This is a genomic window from Streptomyces vinaceus (assembly GCF_008704935.1).
Lineage (GTDB): Bacteria > Actinomycetota > Actinomycetes > Streptomycetales > Streptomycetaceae > Streptomyces > Streptomyces vinaceus.
In genome coordinates, this window is the sequence record NZ_CP023692.1 from 644,518 (window position 1) to 667,724 (window position 23,207).

The 23,207-nt window shown below is 72.2% G+C and carries 19 protein-coding genes and 1 pseudogene; 7 read left to right on the plus strand and 13 right to left on the minus strand.

What is annotated here, in order from left to right; all coding sequences use genetic code 11:
* Positions 1 to 48: 48 nt before the first annotated feature.
* From CP980_RS02945 to CP980_RS02960, 5 genes and pseudogenes are all read right to left on the minus strand, one after another.
* A complete protein-coding gene (locus CP980_RS02945; RefSeq protein ID WP_150492520.1) occupies positions 49 to 1,035 on the minus strand; it encodes an FAD binding domain-containing protein in 987 nt (328 codons plus the stop codon).
* Positions 1,032 to 1,559, minus strand: a complete 528-nt coding sequence (locus CP980_RS36515) for a molybdopterin cofactor-binding domain-containing protein (RefSeq protein WP_341874183.1) — start codon at positions 1,557 to 1,559, stop codon at positions 1,032 to 1,034. The genes CP980_RS02945 and CP980_RS36515 overlap by 4 nt, the downstream gene beginning before the upstream one ends.
* Positions 1,457 to 3,136, minus strand: coding sequence for a xanthine dehydrogenase family protein molybdopterin-binding subunit (locus CP980_RS02950; protein ID WP_341874184.1), 1,680 nt, complete (start codon positions 3,134 to 3,136; stop codon positions 1,457 to 1,459). Before CP980_RS02950 ends, CP980_RS36515 begins: the two co-directional genes overlap by 103 nt.
* Entirely contained in the window at positions 3,133 to 3,672 is a 540-nt protein-coding gene (locus CP980_RS02955) for a (2Fe-2S)-binding protein (protein ID WP_150492521.1), read from the minus strand. The genes CP980_RS02950 and CP980_RS02955 overlap by 4 nt, the downstream gene beginning before the upstream one ends.
* Positions 3,673 to 3,787: 115 nt before the next feature.
* A pseudogene (locus CP980_RS02960) lies at positions 3,788 to 4,957 on the minus strand (serine hydrolase domain-containing protein); the annotation flags it as partial.
* A 449-nt stretch (positions 4,958 to 5,406) separates the two neighbouring features.
* Here CP980_RS02960 and CP980_RS02965 point away from each other — a divergent pair.
* The gene (locus CP980_RS02965; RefSeq protein ID WP_165937194.1) at positions 5,407 to 6,429 is read left to right on the plus strand and encodes a terpene synthase family protein; all 1,023 of its coding nucleotides are present in this window, start codon (positions 5,407 to 5,409) and stop codon (positions 6,427 to 6,429) included.
* 74 nt (positions 6,430 to 6,503) lie between these two features.
* On the opposite strand, the gene CP980_RS02970 is transcribed toward CP980_RS02965, so the two are convergent.
* Genes CP980_RS02970 through CP980_RS02990 form a run of 5 tightly spaced genes read right to left on the minus strand, consistent with a single transcriptional unit; the run spans position 6,504 to position 10,797 of the window.
* Complete coding sequence (locus CP980_RS02970; protein WP_132753736.1) at positions 6,504 to 7,934, minus strand: cytochrome P450; 1,431 nt, start codon at positions 7,932 to 7,934, stop codon at positions 6,504 to 6,506.
* On the minus strand, positions 7,931 to 8,554 hold the full coding sequence (locus CP980_RS02975; RefSeq protein ID WP_132753737.1) for a GTP-binding protein: 624 nt from the start codon (positions 8,552 to 8,554) through the stop codon (positions 7,931 to 7,933). Before CP980_RS02975 ends, CP980_RS02970 begins: the two co-directional genes overlap by 4 nt.
* A complete protein-coding gene (locus CP980_RS02980) occupies positions 8,535 to 8,849 on the minus strand; it encodes a DUF742 domain-containing protein (protein WP_229906875.1) in 315 nt (104 codons plus the stop codon). Before CP980_RS02980 ends, CP980_RS02975 begins: the two co-directional genes overlap by 20 nt.
* Positions 8,850 to 8,887: 38 nt before the next feature.
* Positions 8,888 to 9,277, minus strand: a complete 390-nt coding sequence (locus CP980_RS02985; protein WP_048478946.1) for a roadblock/LC7 domain-containing protein — start codon at positions 9,275 to 9,277, stop codon at positions 8,888 to 8,890.
* 20 nt (positions 9,278 to 9,297) lie between these two features.
* Positions 9,298 to 10,797, minus strand: a complete 1,500-nt coding sequence (locus CP980_RS02990) for a sensor histidine kinase (RefSeq protein ID WP_150492522.1) — start codon at positions 10,795 to 10,797, stop codon at positions 9,298 to 9,300.
* Between the two features lie 730 nt (positions 10,798 to 11,527).
* Between CP980_RS02990 and CP980_RS02995 the strand changes: the two genes are divergently transcribed.
* From CP980_RS02995 to CP980_RS03010, 4 genes are all read left to right on the plus strand, one after another.
* Positions 11,528 to 12,706 (plus strand): cytochrome P450 family protein, encoded by a 1,179-nt coding sequence (locus tag CP980_RS02995; protein WP_132753740.1) that lies wholly within the window; start codon positions 11,528 to 11,530, stop codon positions 12,704 to 12,706.
* Positions 12,707 to 12,857: 151 nt separating this feature from the next.
* On the plus strand, positions 12,858 to 13,430 hold the full coding sequence (locus CP980_RS03000) for a hypothetical protein (RefSeq protein WP_150492523.1): 573 nt from the start codon (positions 12,858 to 12,860) through the stop codon (positions 13,428 to 13,430).
* A gap of 165 nt (positions 13,431 to 13,595) precedes the next feature.
* Positions 13,596 to 14,135 (plus strand): EF-hand domain-containing protein, encoded by a 540-nt coding sequence (locus CP980_RS03005; protein WP_099894450.1) that lies wholly within the window; start codon positions 13,596 to 13,598, stop codon positions 14,133 to 14,135.
* Between the two features lie 172 nt (positions 14,136 to 14,307).
* A complete protein-coding gene (locus CP980_RS03010; protein ID WP_150492525.1) occupies positions 14,308 to 15,906 on the plus strand; it encodes an NAD(P)/FAD-dependent oxidoreductase in 1,599 nt (532 codons plus the stop codon).
* Between the two features lie 69 nt (positions 15,907 to 15,975).
* On the opposite strand, the gene CP980_RS03015 is transcribed toward CP980_RS03010, so the two are convergent.
* A complete protein-coding gene (locus CP980_RS03015) occupies positions 15,976 to 17,016 on the minus strand; it encodes an NAD(P)-dependent alcohol dehydrogenase (protein ID WP_150492526.1) in 1,041 nt (346 codons plus the stop codon).
* A gap of 149 nt (positions 17,017 to 17,165) precedes the next feature.
* A complete protein-coding gene (locus tag CP980_RS03020) occupies positions 17,166 to 18,572 on the minus strand; it encodes an MFS transporter (protein WP_167535776.1) in 1,407 nt (468 codons plus the stop codon).
* Positions 18,573 to 18,958: 386 nt separating this feature from the next.
* On the opposite strand from CP980_RS03020, the gene CP980_RS03025 reads away from it, so the two are divergent.
* Together CP980_RS03025 and CP980_RS03030 are read left to right on the plus strand one after the other, a co-directional pair.
* Positions 18,959 to 19,900, plus strand: coding sequence for a polyphosphate kinase 2 family protein (locus tag CP980_RS03025; RefSeq protein WP_150492527.1), 942 nt, complete (start codon positions 18,959 to 18,961; stop codon positions 19,898 to 19,900).
* A 29-nt stretch (positions 19,901 to 19,929) separates the two neighbouring features.
* A complete protein-coding gene (locus CP980_RS03030) occupies positions 19,930 to 21,693 on the plus strand; it encodes a SulP family inorganic anion transporter (protein ID WP_150492528.1) in 1,764 nt (587 codons plus the stop codon).
* A gap of 24 nt (positions 21,694 to 21,717) precedes the next feature.
* Here the strand turns inward: CP980_RS03030 and CP980_RS03035 are convergent, their stop codons facing one another.
* Complete coding sequence (locus tag CP980_RS03035; RefSeq protein ID WP_150492529.1) at positions 21,718 to 23,091, minus strand: diacylglycerol/lipid kinase family protein; 1,374 nt, start codon at positions 23,089 to 23,091, stop codon at positions 21,718 to 21,720.
* Positions 23,092 to 23,207: the final 116 nt, after the last annotated feature.

The following is a 23,207-nucleotide window of genomic DNA, read 5'->3' on the forward strand; positions in this document are numbered from 1 at the left end:
CGCACCGCGTCGCACCCCACTTTCGGGTGATGGGCGCGGCTGCGCCGGTCAGCCTTCCCCGCAGAGGTCGCTGAGCGTGGCCACGAGGGTCTCGCGCACCAGCGCAACCTTGTACGCGTTGGCGCGAAGGGGGCGGGCGGCCGCGAGCTCCTCCTGGGCGGCCGCCACGAACCGGTCGGCGGTGGCCGGGGCGCCGCGCAGGACGGCCTCCGCACGTCGCGCCCGCCACGGCGTGGTCGCGATGCCGCCGAGGGCGATGCGCGCGTCCCTGATCGTCTCGCCCTGATGGTCGACCGCCACGGCGACCGACACCAGCGCGAAGGAGAACGAGGCCCGATCCCCGATCTTGCGGTATCCCGAGCGGGCCGCCATCGCCGGCGCGGGCAGTTCCACCGCCGTGATGAGTTCACCGTGTTCGAGGACGGTGTCGAGCTCGGGCCGGTGCCCGGGCGGCCGGTACAGGGAGGTGACGGGAAGGCGGCGGGTGCCCCCGCCTCCCCGTACGCAGACCACCGCGTCCAGCGCGCACAGGGCGACCGCCAGGTCGGAGGGGTGCACGGCCGCGCAGCTCTCCGAGGAGCCGAGTACGGCGGTGTGCTCCCCGTCCGTCTCCATGGCCGAACAGCCGGATCCGGGCAGCCTCTTGTTGCACCGGGTCTCGGGATTCAGGAAGTACGGGCACCGCGTGCGCTGCATCAGGTTCCCCGCCAGGGTCGCCATGTTGCGCACCTGGGGCGAAGCACCGGCCAGCAGGGCCTGCGGAACGAGCGGACAGCGCTCACGCACCGCGGGATGGGCCGCGAGGTCGGCGTTGCGGACGGTGGCCCCGACGCGGACGCCGCCGTCGGGGAGCGCCTCGATCCCGTCCAGGGGCAGACCGGTGACGTCCACCAGCAGCCTCGGACGGATGATCCCCAGCTTGAGGTGGTCGACCAGGTTCGTGCCGCCCGCCACGAACACGGCCCCGGGGTCCCCCGCGACCAGCGCCACGGCCTCCCCCACGGTGTCGGGGCGCTCGTAGCGGAAGGGTTTCATGTCCCGTGGCCCGCCGCCGGCGTCTCCCGTACGCGGCGCACGTCGAGCGGCAGGCCGCGGATGCGGCGGCCGGTCGCGTGATGGACGGCGTTGGCGATGGCCGCCGCCGTCCCGACGATGCCGATCTCGCCGGCGCCCTTGGCCCCCATGGGGCTGGTGTGGAAGTCCTCCTCGTCGATGCAGACGGCCTCGATCTCGGGGGCGTCGGCGAAGGTCGCCACGTGGTAGGCGGACAGGTCGCGGCTCCGGAAGTGTCCGTACGTCCGGTCGATGACCCCCTCCTCGCACAGGGCCATGGACAGGCCCATGACCATGCCCCCGACCAGCTGCGACCGGACCGTGACGGGATTGACCACGCGGCCCACGGCGAAGACGCCGAGCATGCGCGGTACCCGGATCTCCCCGGTCGAGGTGTCCACGGTCACCCGGGCGAACTGGGCGCCGAACGCGTGCTGGGAGTGGGCGCGCGGTACGGAGAGTTCCTCCAGGGTGTCGGCGGTGGCTTCGAGGCCGCCTTCCGGCACCGGGCCGCCGCTCCGCCCGACGGCGGCCCGCAAGGCCTCGCAGGCCCGGACCACCGCCGTCCCCAGGAGGTCGTTCCGCTGGACCGGCCCGCCCAACTGGCCGACGGGTACGCGCTGTCGCCGATCTCGACCCCGACCTGGTCCACGCCGACGTGCAGGGCGTCGGCGGCGATCTGGGCCAGCGCCGTTCGGGCCCCGGTGCCGATGTCCACGGCCGCGATGCGCACGGTGTAGTGGCCGTGGCCATCGGTGCGCACGGCGGCCCGGGAGGGGAACCGGTACTGCGGAACGGTCGACGCGGCGACGCCCATGCCCACGCGCAGGCGCCCGCCCGCGTGCTGCGCGCGGACACGGTCGCGTTCGGCCCAGCCGAAGCGCTCCGCGCCCAGCCGCAGGCAGGTGGCGAGGTTCCGCGTGCTGAAGGGGCGGCCGCTGTGCGGGTCGTACGCGGTGTCGTTGCGCAGCCGCAGCTCGACCGGGTCGAGGGAACACGCGCAGGCGAGCTCGTCCATGGCCGATTCCAGCGCGAACATCCCGGGGCATTCACCGGGTGCGCGCATCCAGGTCGGCGACGGAACGTGCAGCCGTACCCTCCAGTGCCTGGTCTCGCGGTTCGGCGCCGCGTACATGATGCGCGTGGGGGCGGCGGGGTACTCGCAGTGATCGCTCGTCAGGGACGTCTGCTCGAAGGACACGTGGGACACGGCGAGCAGCCGGCCGTCGGCCCCGGCCCCGAGCCGGATCCGCTGGACGGTCGGCGTCCGGTATCCGGCGACGACGCTGAGCTGCTCCCGGGTGAGGACGGTCTTGACCGGCCGGCCGACGGCGAGGGCCGCCACGGCGGCGATGACCGACTGGGCTCGTGGCGCCGCCTTGGACCCGAAGCCTCCGCCCACGTGCCGGGCGATGACGCGCACCCGGGCGGGGTCGATGCCGAAGAGGTGGGCGAGGATGTCGCGCGTCCCCGACGGCCCTTGCGTGGTGTCGTAGACGGTCAGCGCGCCGTCGTGCCAGTACGCGATGGTCGCGTGGGGTTCGAGGGCGTGGTGGTGGTACGGAGGGGTCGTGTACATGGCCGCGATCCGTACCGGGGCGTGCGACAGCGCAGCCTCCACATCGCCGTGCGAGCAGTCGGTCGGGAAGAAGGGCCCGTGGTCCGGCGGCTGGTGGAATCCGTCGCAGGCGAGGTCGAGGCTGACCCGGTGCGGGTCAGCGGCGTACTCGACGCCGACCGTCCGCGCCGCCTCATGGGCGATCTGCGGGGACTCGGCGACGACCGCGGCCACGAACTGGCCCCGATAGCCGACCGAAGGGGACTGGAAGACGGCGAGGTCGGCAGTGCCGGTCCGGTTCAGGTGCGGGCAGTTGCCGCCGTGGATCACGGCCAGCACCCCGCTACGGGCGAGGGCCTCCTCGGGACGGACCGCCGTGACCCGCCCGCGGGCGATCTCCGCCGGTACCACCGCCGCGTAAGCGAGGCGGGGCAGGATCACGTCGCCGGTGTAGTGGGCGGCGCCCGTGACCTTCTCCCGGGCCTCGCGCCGGTGGAGGGCCGCCCCGACGGACGTGCGCGTCACCGCGCCACGTCCATGATCGCGGCCACGATGTTCTGGTACGCGCCGCAACGGCACAGGTTCCCGCTCATGCGTTCTCGGACGTCCGCCCGTGTCAGGGGCGCCGGCCCGCAGGGGGATCGTCCGCGGGAGACCTCGTCGAGCATCCCGATCGCGGAGCACAGCTGTCCGGGCGTGCAGAATCCGCACTGGAAGGCGTCCCGGGCGATGAACGCTTCCTGCAGGGGGTGGAGATCGGTGCCGCCCGGGGCGCCGCCCAGGCCCTCCACCGTCACGACGCGCACGCCGGCACAGGCCACCGCCAGTGTCAGACAGCTGTAGACGCGCCGGCCGTCGACGAGCACGGTGCAGCAACCGCAATGGCCCCGGTCGCAGCCGGCCTTCGCGCCGGTCAGGCCGAGGCGGTCACGCAGGAGGTCGAGGAGGGACATCCTGGTATCGATCGTCAGACGGCGCTCCTGCCCGTTGACGTCCAGTGCGATGTCGGCGCGGACGGCCGGGTCGTCCTCGACCACCTCGGGTGACGGTGCACCGCGCATGGGGCACGACCCCCGTTCTCGCCCGCTGCGGGGCCGGGCCCGCACCTGGGCGCATGCTGTCGTACGTCTCCGTCCTCAACCCTACGCCCGCGCCTCGACCCGCGCCCGCGGTGGCGCCGCAGAACTCCGCTTCGATGACGTCGAGGTAGAGCGAATCGCCCCGGAGCCAGTCGCCGTTGGCGTTGAACGTCAGCTGGTGGCGCCCGTCCCGCGTGCCGAACATCCCGGACAGCGAGCCGTTCGTACGTCCGCTCTTGCCCACCACCTGCACGCCGCAGGACAGCGCCGCGAACTCCACGCCGAGACCGTAGCCGAACCCGCCCCCGGCCGGCACCTCGTCGAGCATCTGCTTCATCTGAGCCGGGGGGAGGAGCTCCCCGCCCAGGAGGGCCCGGTGGAAGCGGTTCAGATCGTCGCCGGTGGAGATGACCTCACCGGCCGCGCCCAGCCAGGTCATGTTCTGCTGCGTGGCGTCGTGGATCTGGGCGTCGGGCTCGCTCCGGTGCAATCGGGAATAGCCGACGGGGTGCGGGGCCGGCAGCCGCGGTACGGCCCCGGGGAACGACGTGCCCCGCAGCTTCAGCGGCCGGATGACCCGGCGCGTGACCTCGTCGGCGTACGAACGCCCCGTCGCCCTCTCGATCACCATGCCCGCGATCACGAAGTTGGTGTTCGAGTACGAGGGCTGCCCCTGCGGGTCGGGCCGCGGGGGGTGGGTGAGGGCGATCGCGACGAGTTCCCGGGGCGTGTGGGAGTCGTAGCGGTGCTCCGGGAAGCCGGGGCCGACGGCGTCGTGCGCGAACGCGGGGTCGTCGGTGTAGTCGGCGATGCCGCTGGTGTGGTTCAGCAGTCGGCGCAGGGTGACGGCGGAGCCGTCGTAGCCGTTGCCGCGCAGCAGGCCGGGCAGCCACCTCTCGACCGTGTCGTCCATGCGCAGCCTTCCCTCGGCCTCCGGCTGGAGGAGGGTGGTGGCGATGAACGCCTTGGTGATGCTGGCCGCCCGGAAGTGCTCACCGGCCGAACGCCCGCGCCCCGTGGCCGTGTCGGCGTGGCCGGCCGAGGCGAACCACCGGGCGCTGCCGTCCTGGGTGTGTGCGACCGCTCCGGGCAGTCCGCCCGACGCGACGAGGGCCCGCACGGCCGCGCGCGTCGCGTCGTGCCCGCTTTCCCCCCGCCCGGTGTCCGCGGCGTTCGCGGCCTTCGGGGGCGGGGCGAGTACGGCCGCGCCGAGGACCGCGGCCGACACCAAAGCGAGCCGGGCGGTGCGCGAGGACCCCTGCTTCATGGACGGAACCTCCGGAGCGTCGTCGCGGGAGCACCGGTGTCGCCCCCGTCCCGGACGGACTCCGGACGGGCGGCGGAGGTTGTCGTAGGGCCGCATCGGGATCGAATTCGAGCCAAACCCGACCAGAGTGATCGTTTCCTTTGCGCAATCCTGTTCTGATCGTGGCCGAAGACAACCGCACAGGGTTGCAGATCGGTCGCGGTGGGAAGGGTTGGTGCGCCAAATGGCGGGAACTAGTCCACGTCCGTCCCCGTAGTGGATCGTCACACCCCGGCACCGAACCGGCCGGTCCGACCATTCCCGAGTGTGCAGCGCGTGCACGTCCTCACCTGACGCAGTGCGTCTCCGACAGATCGGTCACGCGCATGACCTGGGGCTTCCTTCCGAGGCGGCCCGCTCGTGCTCGTGGTCCGCACACCGATGTGCGCCAAAAGGGAGGCAGGGATCCCATGAAAGTGCAGGACATCGAACTTCCCGTACTGCGGATGCCGTACCAGGTACGGCTGAATCCGTACCTGCCGCTCCTGCGCAAGGAGACCGAGACGTGGGCGCGTGAGATGGGCATGCTGGCCGGCGACGACGCGCAGCAGGCCCGGCCGATCTGGACCCGGTCCCAGTTCCATGCGATGGCCGTCGACCAGCTGACCGCGTGGACCCTGCCCGACGCCTCGCTCGTCGGCCTCCGGCTCAACCACCGGTTCAACCTCTGGGCCCTGGCGTGGGACGACTACTTCGCCTCCGCGTTCAAGCAGACGGGCGACCTCGCGGGCGCCCAGGCCTTCACCGCCCGGCTCCACGCCTTCCTGCCCCCGGAGCCGGGCGTCCGCCTGCCGGAGCCGGCCAACGCGGTCGAGAAGGCGATGGCCGACCTCCAGCAGCGCCTGTTCCCGCCGGGCCTCGCGCACTGGCGGCAGGGGCTCAACCGGGCGCTGGCACGTTACGTCGACGCCGGGGTCCAGGAACTGGTCAACAGCCGTGCCGGGCGCGTGCCCGACCTCATCGAGTACGCCCAGTTCCGCCGCGAGAGCTTCGCCGCGTACACCGCGCCGTACTCCGTCGAACTCGCCACCGGCGCGCGGATCCCCGAGCGGATCCGGCACAGCCGCACCGTCGGCGCCCTTCTCGACGCGTTCATGGACTACATGGGCCTGGCGAACGACATAGCCTCCTACCAGCGGGAGGTCCACGACGAGTACGACGTCAACAACCTCGTCGTCGTCCTGGAGACGTCTTTGGGCCTCACCGTCGAAGAGGCCATGCACGCCGCAGCGGATCTGGTCACCGCACGGCTGAGCCACTTCGAACACCTCATACGGAACGAACTGCCCCCGCTCGTGAGCCGAGCCGGACTGGACCAGGACGAGCGGACCGAGCTGGAGGTCTGGCTCCGCGGCGCCCGGAGTTTCCTGTCCGGGCTCCACGCCTGGTACACCGGGGCTCCCCGCTACGCCGCGGGGAGCGGTACGCACTGAAGGGCTGCCGGACCGCGCCGGTCCGGCAGCCCCCCGACCCCGGCCCCGGCCCCGATGCGCCGGAGCCGGGCCCGTCACATGCCCAGGAAGCGCCTCAGCCGCGCCCGCCACGACAGACGGGGCACGGAATCAGGCATGCGCGGCGCCACGGGCACGCCCACGGCCGGCGGCGGCGGCGCCGGGAGCGGCGCGGTCAGCAGCTCACGGGATTCCCGGGGGCGGGCGGCGAACTTCACCGGGAGCGCCGTCAGATGGCGGGCCCAGGTGGAGGAACGCCAGGTGAGATCGGACGCCGGGACGGCCAGGCTGATGTCGGGCAGCCGCGTGAGCAGGATGTCGATGCCGGTGTCGGCGATGACCCGGCCGATGTCCTGGCCCGGGCATTCGTGGGCGCCTGCGCTGAAGGACAGGTGCGCGCGGTTGTGGTGCACCCGGGTCGAGGGGTCCTGGCGGACCGCCTGGTCGACGTTGCCGGCGGCGAGGCCGAGCAGCAGCATGTCCCCCGCCTTGATCTCCTTCCCGCCGAGCGTGGTGTCGCCGGTGGCCCAGCGGCCCGGGCACACCATCAACGGGGGCTCGTCCCACAGCACTTGCTCCACCGCCTCCGGCAGGGTCATCTGGCCGCCGGCCAGCGACCCGCGGAACCGCGGGTCGGTGACCGACATCCGCAGCACGTTGGCCATGAGGTTGGCGGTGGTCTCGTAGCCGGCGAGCAGGATGAGGCGCAAGTGGTGCTGCACCTCCTCGTCGCTGAGACCGGCCGGGTGGGACATGAGTACGGAGGCGATGTCCTGCCCGGGCCGCACCCGCTTGGCGGCGACGAGCTCCTTCAGGGTCTCCAGCACGTAGGCGTTGCTCGCGAGCGAGGTCTCGGTCGCCTTGAAGAGGTCCCGGGCGGCGTGGACCAGCTTGGGCGCGTCCTCGTCCGCCATGCCGAGCAGGCGGGTGAGGACGAGCATCGGCAGGGGCTCGGCGAACTCGCCCACCAGCTCCGTCCTGCCGTTCTCACAGAACTCGTCGATCAACTGGTGTGCGAAGCGGGTGATGTGACGGCGGATCCCCCGCTGGTCGAACTGGTTGAGTCCGGCGGTGACGGCCCCCCGCAGGCGCTGGTGCTCCTCGCCGTCCGCGCACACGCAGTCGGGACGCCAGCCGATCATCGGCACGAGCGGCGAGGTCTCGGGGTCGATCTCGCCGCTCCTCCAGCCGTGCCAGGTGCGGGGGTCACGGGAGAACTGGGTGGAGCGGGTGGCGACGTCGCGGTTTTCGAGGTACCCCAGGACGAGCCAGGCGCGTACGTCCCCTTCGAGCAGGACGGGCGCCACCGGCCCGTGTTCGGCTCTCAGCTTCTCGTACAGGCCCATGGGGTCGGTCTCGGCGGCGACGCCGTGGAGCCGGGTCGCTCCCCCTGGTCCCGTGGCGGAGTGACCGGCGTGGGCCGGGCAGCCCGGGGGCGGGACGAGCCCCGGTTCGGTCGTGGTGCGGTCGGCGGGCGGGACGGTCATACGGACTCCTGGGCGGCGGCGAGGGTGCACAGGTAGCCCATCAGCGAGAGCAGGGCGTCACGGCAGGACGACCGGTCGCGCGCGTCACAGGTGACGATGGGCACGGATTCGTTGAGGTCCAGAGCGGTCCGCAGGACGTCCAGCGGATGCTGCGGGGCCTCGGGGAAGGAGTTGACGGCCACGACGAAGGGGACGCGGCGGTCCTCCAGGCGGGTGATGATCTCGAAGCAGACTTCGATCCTGCGGGTGTCGACGAGGACCACGGCACCGAGCGCGCCTTCGAAGATGCCGTTCCACAGGAACCAGAAGCGCTCCTGGCCCGGCGTTCCGAAGAGGTAGAGGATCAGCTCCTCGTTGATGCTGATGCGGCCGAAGTCCATGGCGACGGTGGTGGTGTTCTTGCCCGCGGCACCGGGGTTCTGGTCGATGCCGACGCCGGCCTGCGTCATGGTCTCTTCGGTCGTCAGGGGCGAGATCTCGCTCACCGCCCCGACCATCGTCGTCTTGCCGACCCCGAAGCCGCCGACGATCACCACCTTGACCCCCCTGGCGCCGTACGGCAGCAGCATGTCGGTGCCGCGGGGGCCGACGGCGGGTACGTCAGAGATTGCGTAGTCCATGGATCACCGCCTCCAGAAGGCCGAGTTCGGGGACCGCGGAGACGGGAACCGGGGCGATCGCCTCGACCCTCCCGTCCTCGACGAGCTGCGAGAGCAGCGCCGTGAGCACGCTGAACGGCAGGGTGAGATACGCGGATATCTCGGCCACCGACAGCGGGTACTGGCACATGGCGAGGATCGCCGCCTGCTCGGGCTGCATCGCGGGTTCGGGTGCGGACCTCGATGTGATGAGGGTGACCAGGTCGAAGGCCTTGGCCGAGGAACCGGGACCACCGGAGATGACATAAAGCGGCACGGGGCTTCCTTCGTCCCATGCGCCGTGGTGCTCTGACGTCACATCGCCTGCCCGACGTCATCACGAGGGGGGCTGGTCAGGTGCTGGCCGATGCGGAACACGAGCGTGCGCATGCGGTCGCCGAGCAGCCCCGCGTCCACCTCCTCATCGGCCAGTACCGCGAGGTAGGCCCCGGGGCCGGCCGCCATCAGGGAGAAGTACCCCCCGTCGACCTCGATCCCGACCATGCGCGTCGAACCGTCGCCGTGCGGGAACTTCTGCGCGATGGCCCTCGCCAGGCTCTGCATCCCCGAGCAGGCTGCGGCGATCGCGTCGGCGGTGTCGGTCTCCGTGTTCGCTTGACCGATGCACAGACCGTCCGACGAGAGCGCGACGACGTGTCGCACGTAAGGGACGCTGGACGCCAGTTCCTTGAGCATCCAGTCCATGTTGGGCAGTGGCGTCACGGTTACTCATCCTCATCTGATGACTCGGGCTGGACGGAAGGGCCGGTACCCGATCTCTTCTCACCGTTGAACGCCTCCCACATCAGGCCCGGCTGCCGGGCCGCGCCGGCCCTTCCGGGGGAGACGGTCGGGACAACGGGGGACTGGGGGGCCGTGCGGACGACCGGCGTCGGGACGGGCGACTCCCGGCGGCGCTGGGGCAGTCCGTTCGTGGTCTGCTTGACCTCGGCGGGCTCCCGTACGGCCGCCGGCCTCGGGGCCACCGTCGGCCTCGGACCGAGGGGAGCGCCCGTGCGCCTCGGCACGAACGGCTGGACCTTCTGGGGCTGTTGCTCGACGGTGGTGATCAGGCGTCGCGGTACGAGCACGACGGCCCGTACTCCTCCGTAGGCGGACAGACGCAGATCGACTTCGAGGCCGTTCTCGCGGGCCAGCCTGCTGACGACGGGCAGGCCGAGCTGGGTCGCCTCACCGAGGTCGGCCAGGTCCAGGGTGGATCCCCCCTGGGCCATCACGCGGTCGATGCGCCGGCGGACCTCTTCGGTGAGCCCGACCCCGCGGTCCTCGATCTCGATCGCGATGCCGGACGGCACCTCGCTGGCGCTCACCTCGACCGGCGTGTGCGGCGGGGAGAAGGTCGTGGCGTTGTCGAGCAGTTCGGCGAGCAGGTGGATCAGGGGCTCGGCCCCCGGGCCGATGACGGCGACCTCCGTCACCGATTGGAGCTTCACGCGCGGATAGTCCACGATGCGTGACATGGCGCCCCGCAGGACGTCATAGAGCGGGATCGCCTTCGACCACTGGCGGCCGGGCCGGGCGTCGCCCAGGACGGCGACGCTGGCCGCGAGGCGCCCGATGAGGGCGTTGCGGTGGTCGATGGCCTGCAGGCCGTGCGAGACGACGATGTCCGTACCGTGCAGGATCTGCATGTCACGCAGGTCCTTGGCGAGCTGGTGCACGATCGCCTGGACCCGGCGCGCGATCGCCACCAGGGCCCGCTGGGAGGAGTCGCGCGTCTGCTCCTCGGCCTCCACCGCTTCCAGGAGCGTGCGGAGCGCGGCCCGGAGGGCTTCGGCGAATTCGCCGTCGAGGTGTTCCCCGAACCTGACGGCCTGCAGGATCTCCGTGGCGGGGTCGCCCTTCTGCATACGGGCGACGGCGGCGGGGAGCAGCTCCTCGGCGAGCCACACCACGGTGGCCCGCTGATCGGACAGCCGCCCGAACAGCGCCGCTTCACGGTGCGCGTAGTACTGCTGTACGTCGGCGGTCACCCGCGCGTGCCGGGACTGTTCCGCCGCGTGCGCCCGGCGCGCCGTCTCGGCCGAGGTGACGGCCGTCAGGACGACCGCGACGAGACCGCACCAGGCAACCGGTAGGCGTATGTGCGCGGGGACGAAGATCAGCGCTATGCCGCAGGCCCCGGCCAGCAGGCCGGGCGGGATGAGCCACGCCGGAGCCCATGCGCGTGGCAGGCCTCCAGGGGTTGAACCGGTACGAACCATCGAGGGGTCCCTAAACAGTCTGGAATGAGTGGACTGGGGGTGGTGCGGTACGGCGGCGGGAGCCGTCGGGGCGTCGCCCGGCCGAGCGCGAGTGATGTCATGGGGTCCCCCGACGGGTCGGTTCGAGATCGCATCGGTGGTCATGCCTCCCTGCGGCCAGGCTCCCGTCCGCGTGCGGCACGGCACTCGGTCACTCGCTGTGAGTGCAGTGCAACACGCAGGGGAGAATAGTCAGTTCGGGTACACCATGTGACCTGGCCGGAGCGGGAACCGCCGCGTTGTCCGACCTGGAACCGCAATTGATCGATACTTGTCACGACGTACGCCGCAGACGCATGGAATCGACCACATCTGGCGGCCTGACGGCCGTGGCACCCCGCCCCGAGGCCCGCCGCCCCTCACTGTGGACCGTCCGCTTCCGGGTCCGCCGGTACGGGGCCGGCCCGGGCATGTGCTCTCGTCACCGGGCGGTCGCGCGTGACCGGCCGCACCGGCCGGACGGCGCGACGCGCTGCGCGACACCGGCGGGAGCCGGGCGGCAGCGGTCAACGACCGGCCCGCCCGCTCCCCCCGTTCGAGCGACGGCCGGGAACTGCCGTTGACGGGCCGTCCCCGTCGAGGGCTGCGGGCCGGGGCGGGGAAGCGTTGGTAACGTACCCGCGAGGGCACGGGGTGACGGCGAGCGCCGTCCGTCGACCGCGCACCGGACAGGAAGGCGCGCCACCGGAGCATGACCGAGGACCCCCTGCGCGACCCGCACTTCTTCGCCGACCCCTACCCCACCTACGAACGGCTGCGCCAGGACTGCCCGGTGCGGCGGATCCCCACCGGCTCCGGCGGACACCCCGCGTACCTGATCACCGGCCATCCCGAGGCCCGCGAGGCGTTCACCGACCCGCGCCTGTCCAAGGACACGGCCCGGTTCTTCGCCGGCCGGCCCTCGAACCGCGACCTGCACCCGGCGATCGCCCGCAACATGCTGGCGAGCGACCCGCCGGCACACACCCGCCACCGGCGGGTGGCGACGCCCCTGTTCACCACCGGACGCGTCCGGGAGCTGCGCCCGTTCATCACCCGGGTCGTCGACGACCTCATGGCCGCGTGGCGACCGGGCTCGGAGGTCGACCTCGTGGCCGACCTGGCGGTACCCCTGCCGGTCACCGTCGTCTGCGAGCTGCTGGGGGTGCCGGAATCCGACCGCGCCGCGCTCGCCGGCTGGTCCCGCGACCTCTTCGACGCGACCGACACCGAGCGCGTCGACGCCGCCTCGCACCGGATCGGCGACCACCTGACCCACCTCGTCGACACGGCACGTGCCGCCCCCGGCGAGGGCCCCTTGCACTCCCTCGTGCGCGACTGCGACGAGGGCGGTCTCGACCGCGACGAGACCGTCTCCCTGGCCGCCCTCCTCCTGATCGCCGGGCACGAGACCACCACCCACTTCATCGGCAACGCCGTCCTGGCCCTGCTCCGGCACCCGGAGGCCTTCGACCGCCTGCGCCGGGACCCGGACCTGGTCCCCGGCGCCCTGGACGAACTGCTGCGCTTCGACTCCCCCGTGAGCGTGGCCACCTTCCGCCACAGCACGCAGGACCTGCGCGTCGGCGGGGTCGACATCCCGGCGGGCTTCCCGGTGCTCATCGCCCCCGGGGCCGCGAACCGCGACCCGGCGGCGTTCCCCGGCCCGGACCGCCTCGACCTCGACCGCGACGCCGGCGGCCACCTCTCCTTCGGCCACGGCATCCACCGCTGCCCGGGGGCGCCCCTGGCCCGCGCCGAGGCGGAAATCGCCCTCCGCGCCCTGGTGACCCGCTTCCCGGACGTCCGCGCGGCCGTCCCCCCGGATTCCCTGACCTGGCGGCGGACCCGCCTCACCCGCGGCCTCGCCGCCCTCCCCCTGGCCCTGTGACCGACGCCCCGTGACCCGCCCGCCGGCGCCGCCCGGACGCGGCGGCGCGGCTCCCGGTCGACACCCCGCGGTGATCGGGGCAGCATGGAATGGGCGGTACGGGCGATGCGCCCCGCCCTTCCTTCCCTCGACATCCGATGGGAGCACCCTCATGTACCGACGCACCCGACGCGCCGTGGTCACGTCCCTGCTCGTCTCCTCGGTCGTATGCGGTGGCGCCGTCGTCCTCGCACCCGCCGCCGGCGCGGCCGTACCGGCCGCCAGCTGTACGGTGACGCCCGGGCCGAACGACACGTACGTCACGATCTCGGGCGAGGGGTTCACGGGACCGCGCAAGCTCAACGACGGCGAGTCCACCGTGGACCTGGCGATAGGCCCGGACGGCACGTTCCTCGTGAAGCGGTTCCAGAAGAACGTCGATTACACCGTCCTCGCGGTGAACGAGGACCAGAACTTCATCTTCGTGAACTGCAAGAAGGTGGGCACGGCGGCGACCCCGAAGCCGGAGAACCCGCAGAACACCGCCCCGGCCCAGCCCGGTTCCCGGCGCGACATCGCCCAGGGCCGCGCGGCCGGCAACCAGGCGGGCACCGCCGCGGCCGCCAAGAGCTGCACGACCAAGCCGGTAGCGGACAAGAGCGGCCAGCAGCACAGCGACGCCTACTGGCAGGCGTGGACCCAGGCCGCCAACCGCTCCTTCAACAGGGCCTGCCACACCAACTGAGCACCCAGCACCCCCAACCGACCGGCGCCCCGCCGGCGAGCGGTACGGCACCGCTCGCCGGAGGGCGCCGGTCCGTCTGTGCATGCACCGAGGTCACGACATGTGGTTTCCTGTTCCCCGTCTCGCACCGTGACGGGACAACCACGTAACGTAAGGGGATGTGTCGTGAGCGTTCTGGACATCAAGCTGGAGCGGGCGTTCGACGTCTTCGACTCGGACCGCGACGGGCGGCTCCAGAAGTCGGACGTCATCGGTCTCTCGGACAGGCTCGCCGAGTCGCGCGGTTACGCCCCGGACGCCGTGGACGCGCTCCGGAACTCGCTCGCGGACCTGTGGGACACGGTCTTCCACCAGATGGACAAGAACGACGACGGAGCGGTCGACCGGCAGGAGTTCAGGGCGGCGTTCCGGGCGCGGATCGTCACGGACCAGAACCGCATCTGGGAGCGGATCAGGAACATGAGCAACGCCTGGACGGAGCTCGGTGACCGCGACGGCGACGGCATGCTCAGCCGCGAGGAGTACACCGACCTGCTCCACGGCATGTTCCGCCTGCCGCGGGAGACCTTCGACGAGGCGTTCAACCAGCTGGACCTCGACGGCGACGGGCAGTTGAGCCGCGACGAGATCAGCTCCGCCATGAAGGAGTACTACACGAGCGAGAACTACGCGGCGCGCGGGAACCAGTTCTTCGGCCGCCTCTGAGCGGCGCCGGGGCACGGGGAGGCAACCCCGCACCCCCGTGCCCCGCCCGCTCGCCCGTGCGTCCGCTCCCCCGCCGTGCCGCTTCTCGGAGCGGACCCGGCCGCCCACCGAACCGAATCGATGTGTCTCGCGTCCCCGCTCGCCGACCCGAGACGTACCTGGAGGACCCCTGATGGTCAATGCCGCACTGCCGGTGATCGTTCTCTCCGACCCCGACCCGCTCCGCCGGCACGAGACGGCGGGGCTGGTACAGGGCTGGTACCGGACCTCGTTCCGTGTGCTGCAGGTCGGAGGGCCGGCAGAAGTGGTCCGGGCGCTGACGGCGCTGGCCGACCGGAAGGTACCGGTCGCCGCCGTCCTCGCGGACGAGGCCCCCGACCCCGGTGCCGCGTATCCCGGCGTGCGCTGGCTGCCGCTGACCGCGCACTCCGGCGCCGTGCCCGGCTCCCGCACCGAAGGGGCACCGGGCGGCGAGAGCCCGGCCGAGCGCCTCCGGGGCGCGCTCGACGACTCCCTCTGCACGTGGAGCGCCGACTGCCAGGGCGGCCTGCCCACCGCCGAGGTGCGCGGCAGCCGCTTCTCCCCGGCGGCGTACGCGGTACGGGACTTCCTCGGGCGCAGCGGCGTCCTCTTCCGGTGGCTGCCCGAAGAGGACGTGCGCGAGGCCCCGGTGACCGTCCGGCTCGGCGACGGAACCGAGTTGGTGGATCCCTCGATCAGCGCGCTGGCCGAGCGGCTCGGGCTCATCAGGCCGGCCGAGCAGGACCACTACGACGTCGCGGTGATCGGCGGTGGTCCCGGCGGCCTGTCCGCGGCGGTGTACGCCGCCGCCGAGGGCATGAGCGTGGTGGTGATCGAGGACGACGCGCCCGGCGGGCAGGCGGGGACGACGTCGCGGATCGAGAACTACCTCGGGTTCCCCGTCGGGCTCACCGGCGGCGACCTGGCCCAGCGCGCCTTGCAGCAGGCGCAGCGGGCCCGTGTCGAGTGGCAGCCGACCCGGGTGGCCAGCAGGGTGACCCCGACCGGCACGGGCGCTCACGCCATCGATTTCGTCAAGGCCGGCACCGACGAGTCGGCCTCGGTGACCGCGGCCGCCGTGGTGGTGGCCACCGGCGTGGACTGGAACCGCCTGACGGCCCCCGGTGTCGACCGTCTCCTCAACTCCGGGGTGTACTACGGGTCGTGCCTGTCCGACGCGCCCGCGACCGTCGGAGAGGACGTGTACATGGTGGGGGCGGGCAACTCCGCCGGCCAGGCCGCCCTCTACTTCGCGCGGTACGCCCGGTCCGTCACCCTGCTCGTCCGCGGCGCCGGCCTCGGCGCTTCCATGTCGAACTACCTGGTACAGCGGATCGAGCGGACCCCGGGACTGAAGGTCCTGCTGGGCACCGAAGTGACCGAGTGCCTCGGCGAGTCGACGCTCACCGGACTCAAGCTGCGGGGCCCCGGGGGCGAGGAGCGCACCGTCGCCGCGCAGTGCCTGTACGTCCTGATCGGCGGCCGCCCGTCGACGGCGTGGCTCGGCGGCACGCTGAAGCTGGACGACCGCGGGTACGTGCTGACCGGCAGCGGCGGCGCCGCCCCGGACGCGCTGCCCATGGAGACCAGCCTGCCCGGCGTGTTCGCCGTGGGCGACGTACGCTCCGGTTCCGTCAAGCGGGTCGGCGCCGCGGTGGGCGAAGGTGCCGCGGTGGCCCAGTCGTTGGTCGAGTACCGGCGCCGGCACCCGGAGCGGTTCCAGGACGCACGCGTGTCCTGCGGCTTCTAGACCCGCACCCGCACGCCCGGCTCGTCCGCCACCGCCCCGGGTGGGCTCCGGCCCACCCGGGGCGGTCGCTCAGATGGTGGCGGTGTCGATGACGAAGCGGTAGCGGACGTCGCTGGCGAGGACCCGCTCGTAGGCCTCGTTGATCTGGTCCGCCCGGATCAGTTCGATCTCCGCCGCCACCCCGTGCTCGGCGCAGAAGTCCAGCATCTCCTGGGTCTCGGCGATGCCGCCGATGCCCGAACTGCTCATGCTGCGCCGGTTGCCGAACAGCGACTGGAGTTCGATCGCCACCGTCTCCTCCGGGAGGCCGAGGTTGACCATGGCCCCGTCCGTGCGCAGCAGCGAGAAGTACGCTCCGAAGTCGAGCGGCGCGGAGACGGTGTTGAGGATGAGGTCGAGGCTTCCGGCGAGGTCCGTGAACGTGGCCGGATCGCTGGTGGCGTGGTAGCGGTCGGCGCCCAGCCGCATGCCGTCGTCCTTCTTGCGCAGGCTCTGGGAGAGCACGGTGACCTCGGCACCCAGGGCGTGGGCGATCTTCACGCCCATGTGGCCGAGGCCGCCGAGGCCGACGACGGCTACCGACGTGCCGGGGCCGGCGTTCCAGTGCCGCAGCGGCGAGTAGGTGGTGATGCCCGCGCAGAGCAGCGGGGCGGCGGCGTCCAGCGGCAGCGCCTCGGGGACGCGGACCACGTAGTTCTCGTCGACGACGACCTTCTGCGAGTAACCGCCGTACGTGGGGAGGCCGTCCTTGCCGACGGCGCTGTACGTCCAGACCGGCCCGTCGGTGCAGTACTGCTCCAGACCTGCCCGGCAGTTCACGCACACGCGGCAGGAGTCGACCATGCAGCCGATGCCGACCCGGTCACCGACCGCGTACTTCGTCACGCCGGAACCGGTTTCGGCCACGACGCCCGCGATCTCGTGCCCGGGCACCATCGGGAAGATCGCCTTGCCCCAGCCCTCGCGGACCTGGTGGATGTCGGAGTGGCAGATGCCGACGAAGGCGATGTCGATCAGTACGTCGTTCTCGCCGACGGCGCGGCGATCGACGGTCGTGCGCTCCAGCGGGGCCTTGGCGGCGGGTGCGGCATAAGCGGCAACGGTGGTCATGGGCGTGCATCCCCTTCCCAGGGCTCTCCAGGGTCTGATCCAGGGTGTGGTCCAGGGCGATCCGCCCTCCTCCTCATTGTCGGCGCCCGGCCCGTCGATGTCGTCCGCACGGCCACCGCGGCGCATCCCGCCGCGGGCGTTCCCGCAGTTCAGACCCCACCCAGGCCGGGGGCGGGGGCCTGCGGCGGGTGGCGGGGAAGGAGTGCGGCGGCGGTGAGGCCGATGAGCCCCACCGCCGCCAAGGTGATCATGGCGGCGGCGTAGGCGTGGCTGGTGAGGCCGGCGACGAGGATGGTGCCGGCGACCGCGGTGCCCAGGGAGGAGCCGAGGTTGGAGACGCTGCGGGAGAGGCCGGAGATCTCGCCCTGCTGGTCCTCGGTGAAGCTGGACTGGACGATGTTGACGGAGGGGGTCAGCATGACGCCGAGGCCGAGGCCGATGAGGAGCAGTCCCGGTGCGAACGCCCAGGGGCTGGGCGAGCCGCCGACCACGAGCACGAGCACGACGATGCCGGCGATGGTGGTGACGAACCCCGTGATGATGAGGGTGCGTTGGGCTCGGCGCTTGGCGAGGCGTTCGGCCGCGAGGGAGGAGACGAGGATTCCGAGGGTGGCCGCGGTGAAGATCACGCCGGTCTGGATCGCGTCGTACCCGCGGACGACCTGGAGGTAGGAGGCGACGGTGAAGGACACTCCCATCAGGAGCAGCCACTGGGCGTTCTGGGTCACGAGCCCGAGGTTGGAGGTGCGGCTGCGGAACAGGCTGGTGGACAGCAGCGCCTCCTTGCCGGCCCGTTCCCTGGCGCGGACCCATGCGAAGAAGCCGGTCAGGAAGAGCGCACCGAGGACGAGCAGGGCCAGCATGAGCCAGAGGTTGTCGTCGGCGGCGAGGATGCCGGTGACGACGAGGATGAGCCCGGCGGCGGACAGCAGGGTGCCCACGGTGTCGAAGGGGCGGCTCGGGTCGGGCGGCAGGGGGTCCTCGATGCGCCGGCTGAGGAAGACGATCACGACGATGACCAGGGCCTGGAAGACGAACGCGGCGCGCCAGCTGAGGGCCGAGGTGATGAGCCCGCCGATCAGCGGGCCGGCCGCGGCTCCGATTCCTCCGAGCGCCATGATCGTCCCGAACGCGCGGGCGCGTGAGGCCGTGTCGGTGAAGAGCAGCGTCGTGAGGATGTAGACGGGCGGGATGAGCAGGGCGGTGCCGACGCCTTCGAGGATCGAGTTGCCGAGGATGAGAACGCCCAGGCCCGGGGCCACGGCGCTCAGCAGCGCGCCGACGCCGTACACGACGAGGCCGGCGAGCAGGCACCGCTTGCGGCCGTAGCGGTCGGTCAGCTTGCCGCCGGGGATCATCAGCGCGGCCATCACCAGCAGGAAGATGGTGATCGCGACCTGAACGCCCTGCACCGTGGTGTCGAGGTCCTCGCTGATGTCATTGATCATCACGTTCATGTTGGAGCCGGCGAAGCTGCAGATGAACTGGGCGAGGGCCAGCGGCGCGATGACCCGGCGCAGACCGCCGGGCGCCCGCGCGGGGGTCGCGTCACTCACCGGCGCCGCCGCGTGCGCGCGGGGATCGCCGGAGGTCTCCGGCCATCCCGTGACCGGTGATCGCCGGGTGGGCGCTCATGGGAATCTCCCCTCGTCCGTTGCAGCCGTGGCAGTGTCCGACGTCTGGACGGGAGCATCGAGATGGGACTCGGACTGCGTCCCGCACCAGGACGCGGCTCGTCATGCCCTCAGGCGCATTGTGCCGCGCGAGGTCCGGCGCGGTCGGACGGCGCGCGGGAGCGCCGGGGTGACGGCGGGCCCGGGTTCCCCCGCGGCAGGCGTCTGGAGGGCGATCTTGCCGGGTCGAGCAGAGAATGACCACGTGGGCCGTCGTCACGCGATGCGGCACCGTGCCCGGACCGGGACCGGAGAAGGGGTGAGGGGTGTTGTCGGACAAGCGAGCCGAGCGCATCGCGGACTTCATCGAGCCGCTGCGGGTACGACCGGGTGCGAAGGTACACCTGGAGCGCGACTTCGATCCCCGCTTCAAGGCCGGTCTGAAGAAGCGGGACGGGCCCGAGCTGTTGCGCACGGGCGTGTCCCTGCTCGCCGAGTACCAGGAGCGGCTGGCCGCGCAGGACACGTACGGCGTGGTGCTCTGCCTGCAGGCGCTCGACGCCGGGGGCAAGGACGGGACGATCCGCCACGTGATGAGCGGGGTCAACCCGCAGGGCGTACGCGTCAACAGCTTCAAGGTGCCGTCCGCCGAGGAACTCGATCACGACTACCTGTGGCGTTACGCCAAGCGCCTGCCCGCACGCGGCGAGATCGCCATCTTCAACCGCTCGCACTACGAGGAGGTCCTCGTCGTACGGGTCCACCCCGAGAACCTGATCCGGCAGAAGCTGCCGGAGGGCTCGTTCGGGCCGGACATCTGGGACCGTCGCTACCGGGAGATCAACCGCTGGGAGCGGTACCTCACGGACAACGGGTTCAAGGTGGTCAAGATCTTCCTGAACCTGTCCAAGGAGGAGCAGCGCACCCGCTTCCTGAAGCGGATCGACCTGCCCGAGAAGAACTGGAAGTTCTCCGCCGCCGACGTCCGGGAGCGGCGCCGGTGGGACGACTACCAGCAGGCGTTCTCCGAGATGCTGTCCGCCACGAGCACGCGCTGGGCGCCGTGGTACGTCGTACCGGCGGACCGGAAGTGGTTCGCTCGCATCTGCGCGGCGGCGGTGCTCGCGCACACCCTGATGGAGATCGACCCGCAGTACCCCGAGGTGGGGGAAGAGGCGCGCAAGGACCTCCTCGTCACCAGACGGGCGCTGGAACGCGAGGCCCCCGCCGGGGCCCACGCCGATCCGTACACCGCCCGGCACAGCCCTTAGCCGATGCTCCTCGGAGAGGAGGTCTGCCCGTGACCGGCCGGCACGACGGCCACCGGATCCTCTCCCTGTTCCGGTCGGTGCCCGGGATCCGCGCCGCCGCCTCCTACCGGCGCGCGTGGCTGGTCAAGGACCTGGTCGCGGGCGTCGTGCTGACCACCCTGCTCGTACCGCAGGGCATGGCCTACGCCGAGCTGGCGGGCCTGCCGGCCATCACCGGCCTGTACACGACGATCCTCTGCATGCTCGGGTACGCGGCGTTCGGCCCGTCCCGGATCCTCGTGCTGGGCCCCGATTCCTCGCTGGGGCCGATGATCGCCGCCACCGTGCTTCCGCTGGTCGCCGCGGGCGGGGAGCCCGCCCGGGCCGTCGCGCTCGCCTCGATGCTCGCGGTCATGGTGGCGGCGATCATGATCCTGGCCTCGGTGGCCAAGCTGGGCTTCATCGCCGACCTGATCTCCAAGCCGACGATGATCGGCTACATGAACGGCCTCGCCCTGACCATCCTGATCGGCCAGCTGCCCAAGCTGCTGGGCTTCAAGGTCGAGGCGGACAGCCTGGTCGGCGAGTGCGCGGGCCTCGTCCGGAAGATCGCCGAGGGGGCGACGGTGCCCGCGGCCGCCGCGGTGGGCCTCGGCGGAATCGCCCTGGTCCTGGTCCTGCAGCGCTTCCTGCCCAAGGTCCCCGCGGTGCTCGTGATGGTGGTCCTGGCGATCATCGCGGCCACCGCCTTCGACCTGGGCGGGCGCGGCGTCGGCCTGGTCGGGGTGCTGCCCGAGGGCTTCCCGCCCTTCACCGTCCCCGACGTACGGCTCGCGGACCTCGCGCCGCTGCTGGGCGGTGCGCTGGGCATCGCCCTGGTGTCCCTCGCCGACACGATCTCCAACGCCTCCGCCTTCGCGGCCCGCAGCGGGCAGGAGGTGCGCGGCAACCAGGAGATGGCGGGCGTCGGCGCCGCCAACCTGGCGGCCGCCCTCTTCCAGGGGTTCCCCGTCAGCACCAGCGGGTCCCGGACCGCGGTGGCGGAACGCGCCGGGGCCCGGAGCCAGCTCACCGGGGTGGTCGGGGCGGCGCTCATCATCCTCATGCTCGTGCTGGCCCCGGGCCTGTTCCGCAACCTCCCCCAGCCGGCCCTGGCCGCCGTCGTCATCACCGCGTCGCTGTCCCTGGCCGACGTACCGGGGGCCGTACGGCTGTGGCGGCAGGGCCGGGCGGAGTTCCTGCTGTGCTTCGCCGCATTCGCCGGCGTGGCCCTGCTCGGCGTGCTGCCCGGGATCGCCATCGCCGTGGGCCTGTCCGTCCTGAACGTCTTCCGGCGCGCCTGGTGGCCGTACGAGACCGTGCTCGGGCGGGTGCCGGGCCTGGAGGGCTACCACGACATCCGCTCGTACCCGCAGGCCGAGCAGTTGCCGGGCCTGGTGATCTACCGTTTCGACGCCCCGCTCTTCTTCGCCAACGCCAGGGCCTTCAGGGACGAGGTCAGACGGATGGCCGGGGCGGATCCGCGGCCGAGCTGGATCGTGGTCGCGGCCGAGCCCATGACCGATGTGGACACGACCGCCGCGGACGTCCTGGAAGAGCTCGACGAGGCGCTCAACGCGGAGGGGATCCACCTCGTGTTCGCCGAGATGAAGGACCCTGTGCGGCGGAAGGTCGAGCGGTACGAACTCACCCGGACGATCGACCCCGAGCACTTCTTCCCCACCGTGGAGTCCGCCGTCGCCGCCTTCCGCCTGCGCACCGGCGCGCGGTGGACGCCGCCGGACGCCGCGGGACCGCCCCTCGGCGGGGAGTGACCGGAAGGCTCCGACGGCCGCCGTTCAGGCGGCGCCGCGCCCCGTCGCGGCCCGTCCCATGGTCAGCGCCAGCTTCCGCACCCGGCGCCAGTCCATCGGAGCCGCCGCGCGCGGCACGCCGGGGCGGTGCCGTGGCACGCGCACGCGCAGGGCGCCCGGCGCGATACGGCAGCGCACCGGAGTGGACAGCACCAGGGCCTCGCCGTCGACACCGACCGGGATGGAGGGGGCGTCCGCGTCGACGACGACCTCACGGGCGGTGGCGGCGGTCAGGCCGCGGCCCTGCCTGCCGTGGAGCAGCAGCCCCGCTGCTTCGGCGGCGCTGGAGACCTCGACGCCGAGGATCCCCAGGGCACCGGAGTCCAGTCGCTCCCGGCGCCCGAGCCCCGCCGAATCGCCCTTCTGATAGGGGTTGTTGCTCACCAGCACGGCTTGGGGGCCGTCCAGGGCCAGCTCGTCCGCCTGGACCGTCAGCCGCGAGCCGGCGGCGTGGGTCAGCAGGGCCGGCAGCATCTCCAGGATGGTGCCGGCCTTGTCGTCCCGGTAGGCCGGACTCTGCACGACTTCCGCGTACACGCCGAACGAGGCGCTGTTGACGAAGACCCTCCCGGTATTCCCGGTGTTCCCCGTGTTCCCGTCGTTCTTCGTGTTCCCCTCCCCCGGTTCTCCCTCGTGGACGTAGCCGAGGTCGACGCGCAGTTCGACGGCGTCGGTCAGGGCCTCCAGACACCGGGAGGGGTCCTGCCGGTCCAGACCCAGATCCATGGCGAAGTGATTGCGCGTGCCGGCGCTGATCACCATGAACGGAATATCGTGCTCCACGGCCACGGCGGCGACCAGGGCCTGCGTACCGTCGCCGCCCGCCACGCCGAGCAGGTCGGCCCCGTCCGCGACGGCCCGCCGCGCCAGCTCGGCCACGTCCTGGGGCCGTTCCGGATCCAGGACCACGACCTCGGCGCCCAGCTCCCTGGCCCGCGCCGCCAGGCCGAACTTCTCGACCTTTCCGCCACCCGAGCGCGGATTCATGATCAGGAAGGGCTTCTCGATCCGTTCGGCGGAGCGCTCGGGCATGCCGGGGCCGTCCTCGGCGAGGGCGGCGCTGCCCGCGGCGACAGCCAGCGCCCACAGGGCGAGCGAGGCCAGCACGACCCACAGCAGCCCGGCGGCCGAGTACAGGAGCAGCACCGCGAGCGGTGCGAGGACCACCAGCATCCCGGCGAGCACCCTGATCCAGCCGGTGTGGGTGAGCATCCACCACACGCCCGCCGCCGTGAGGACCAGTCCCGCCCAGCCCACCGCCATCAGCAGGAGGCTCGCGAGGCCGCCGAACAGCACCAGCACCACGAGCGCCGCCAGGCCCGTCACCAGGGCCAGCCGCGCGGTCCAGCGTCTGCTCATGGGACCACCTCCCGCCGCTCCACCGGCCGCCGGACACACACCGGGGCCCCCACCCCAGGCTACGAGCGCCGACTCCGCGCGGCCTGCCGGCCGCGCCCCGTCCGCGCCGCGCGCGC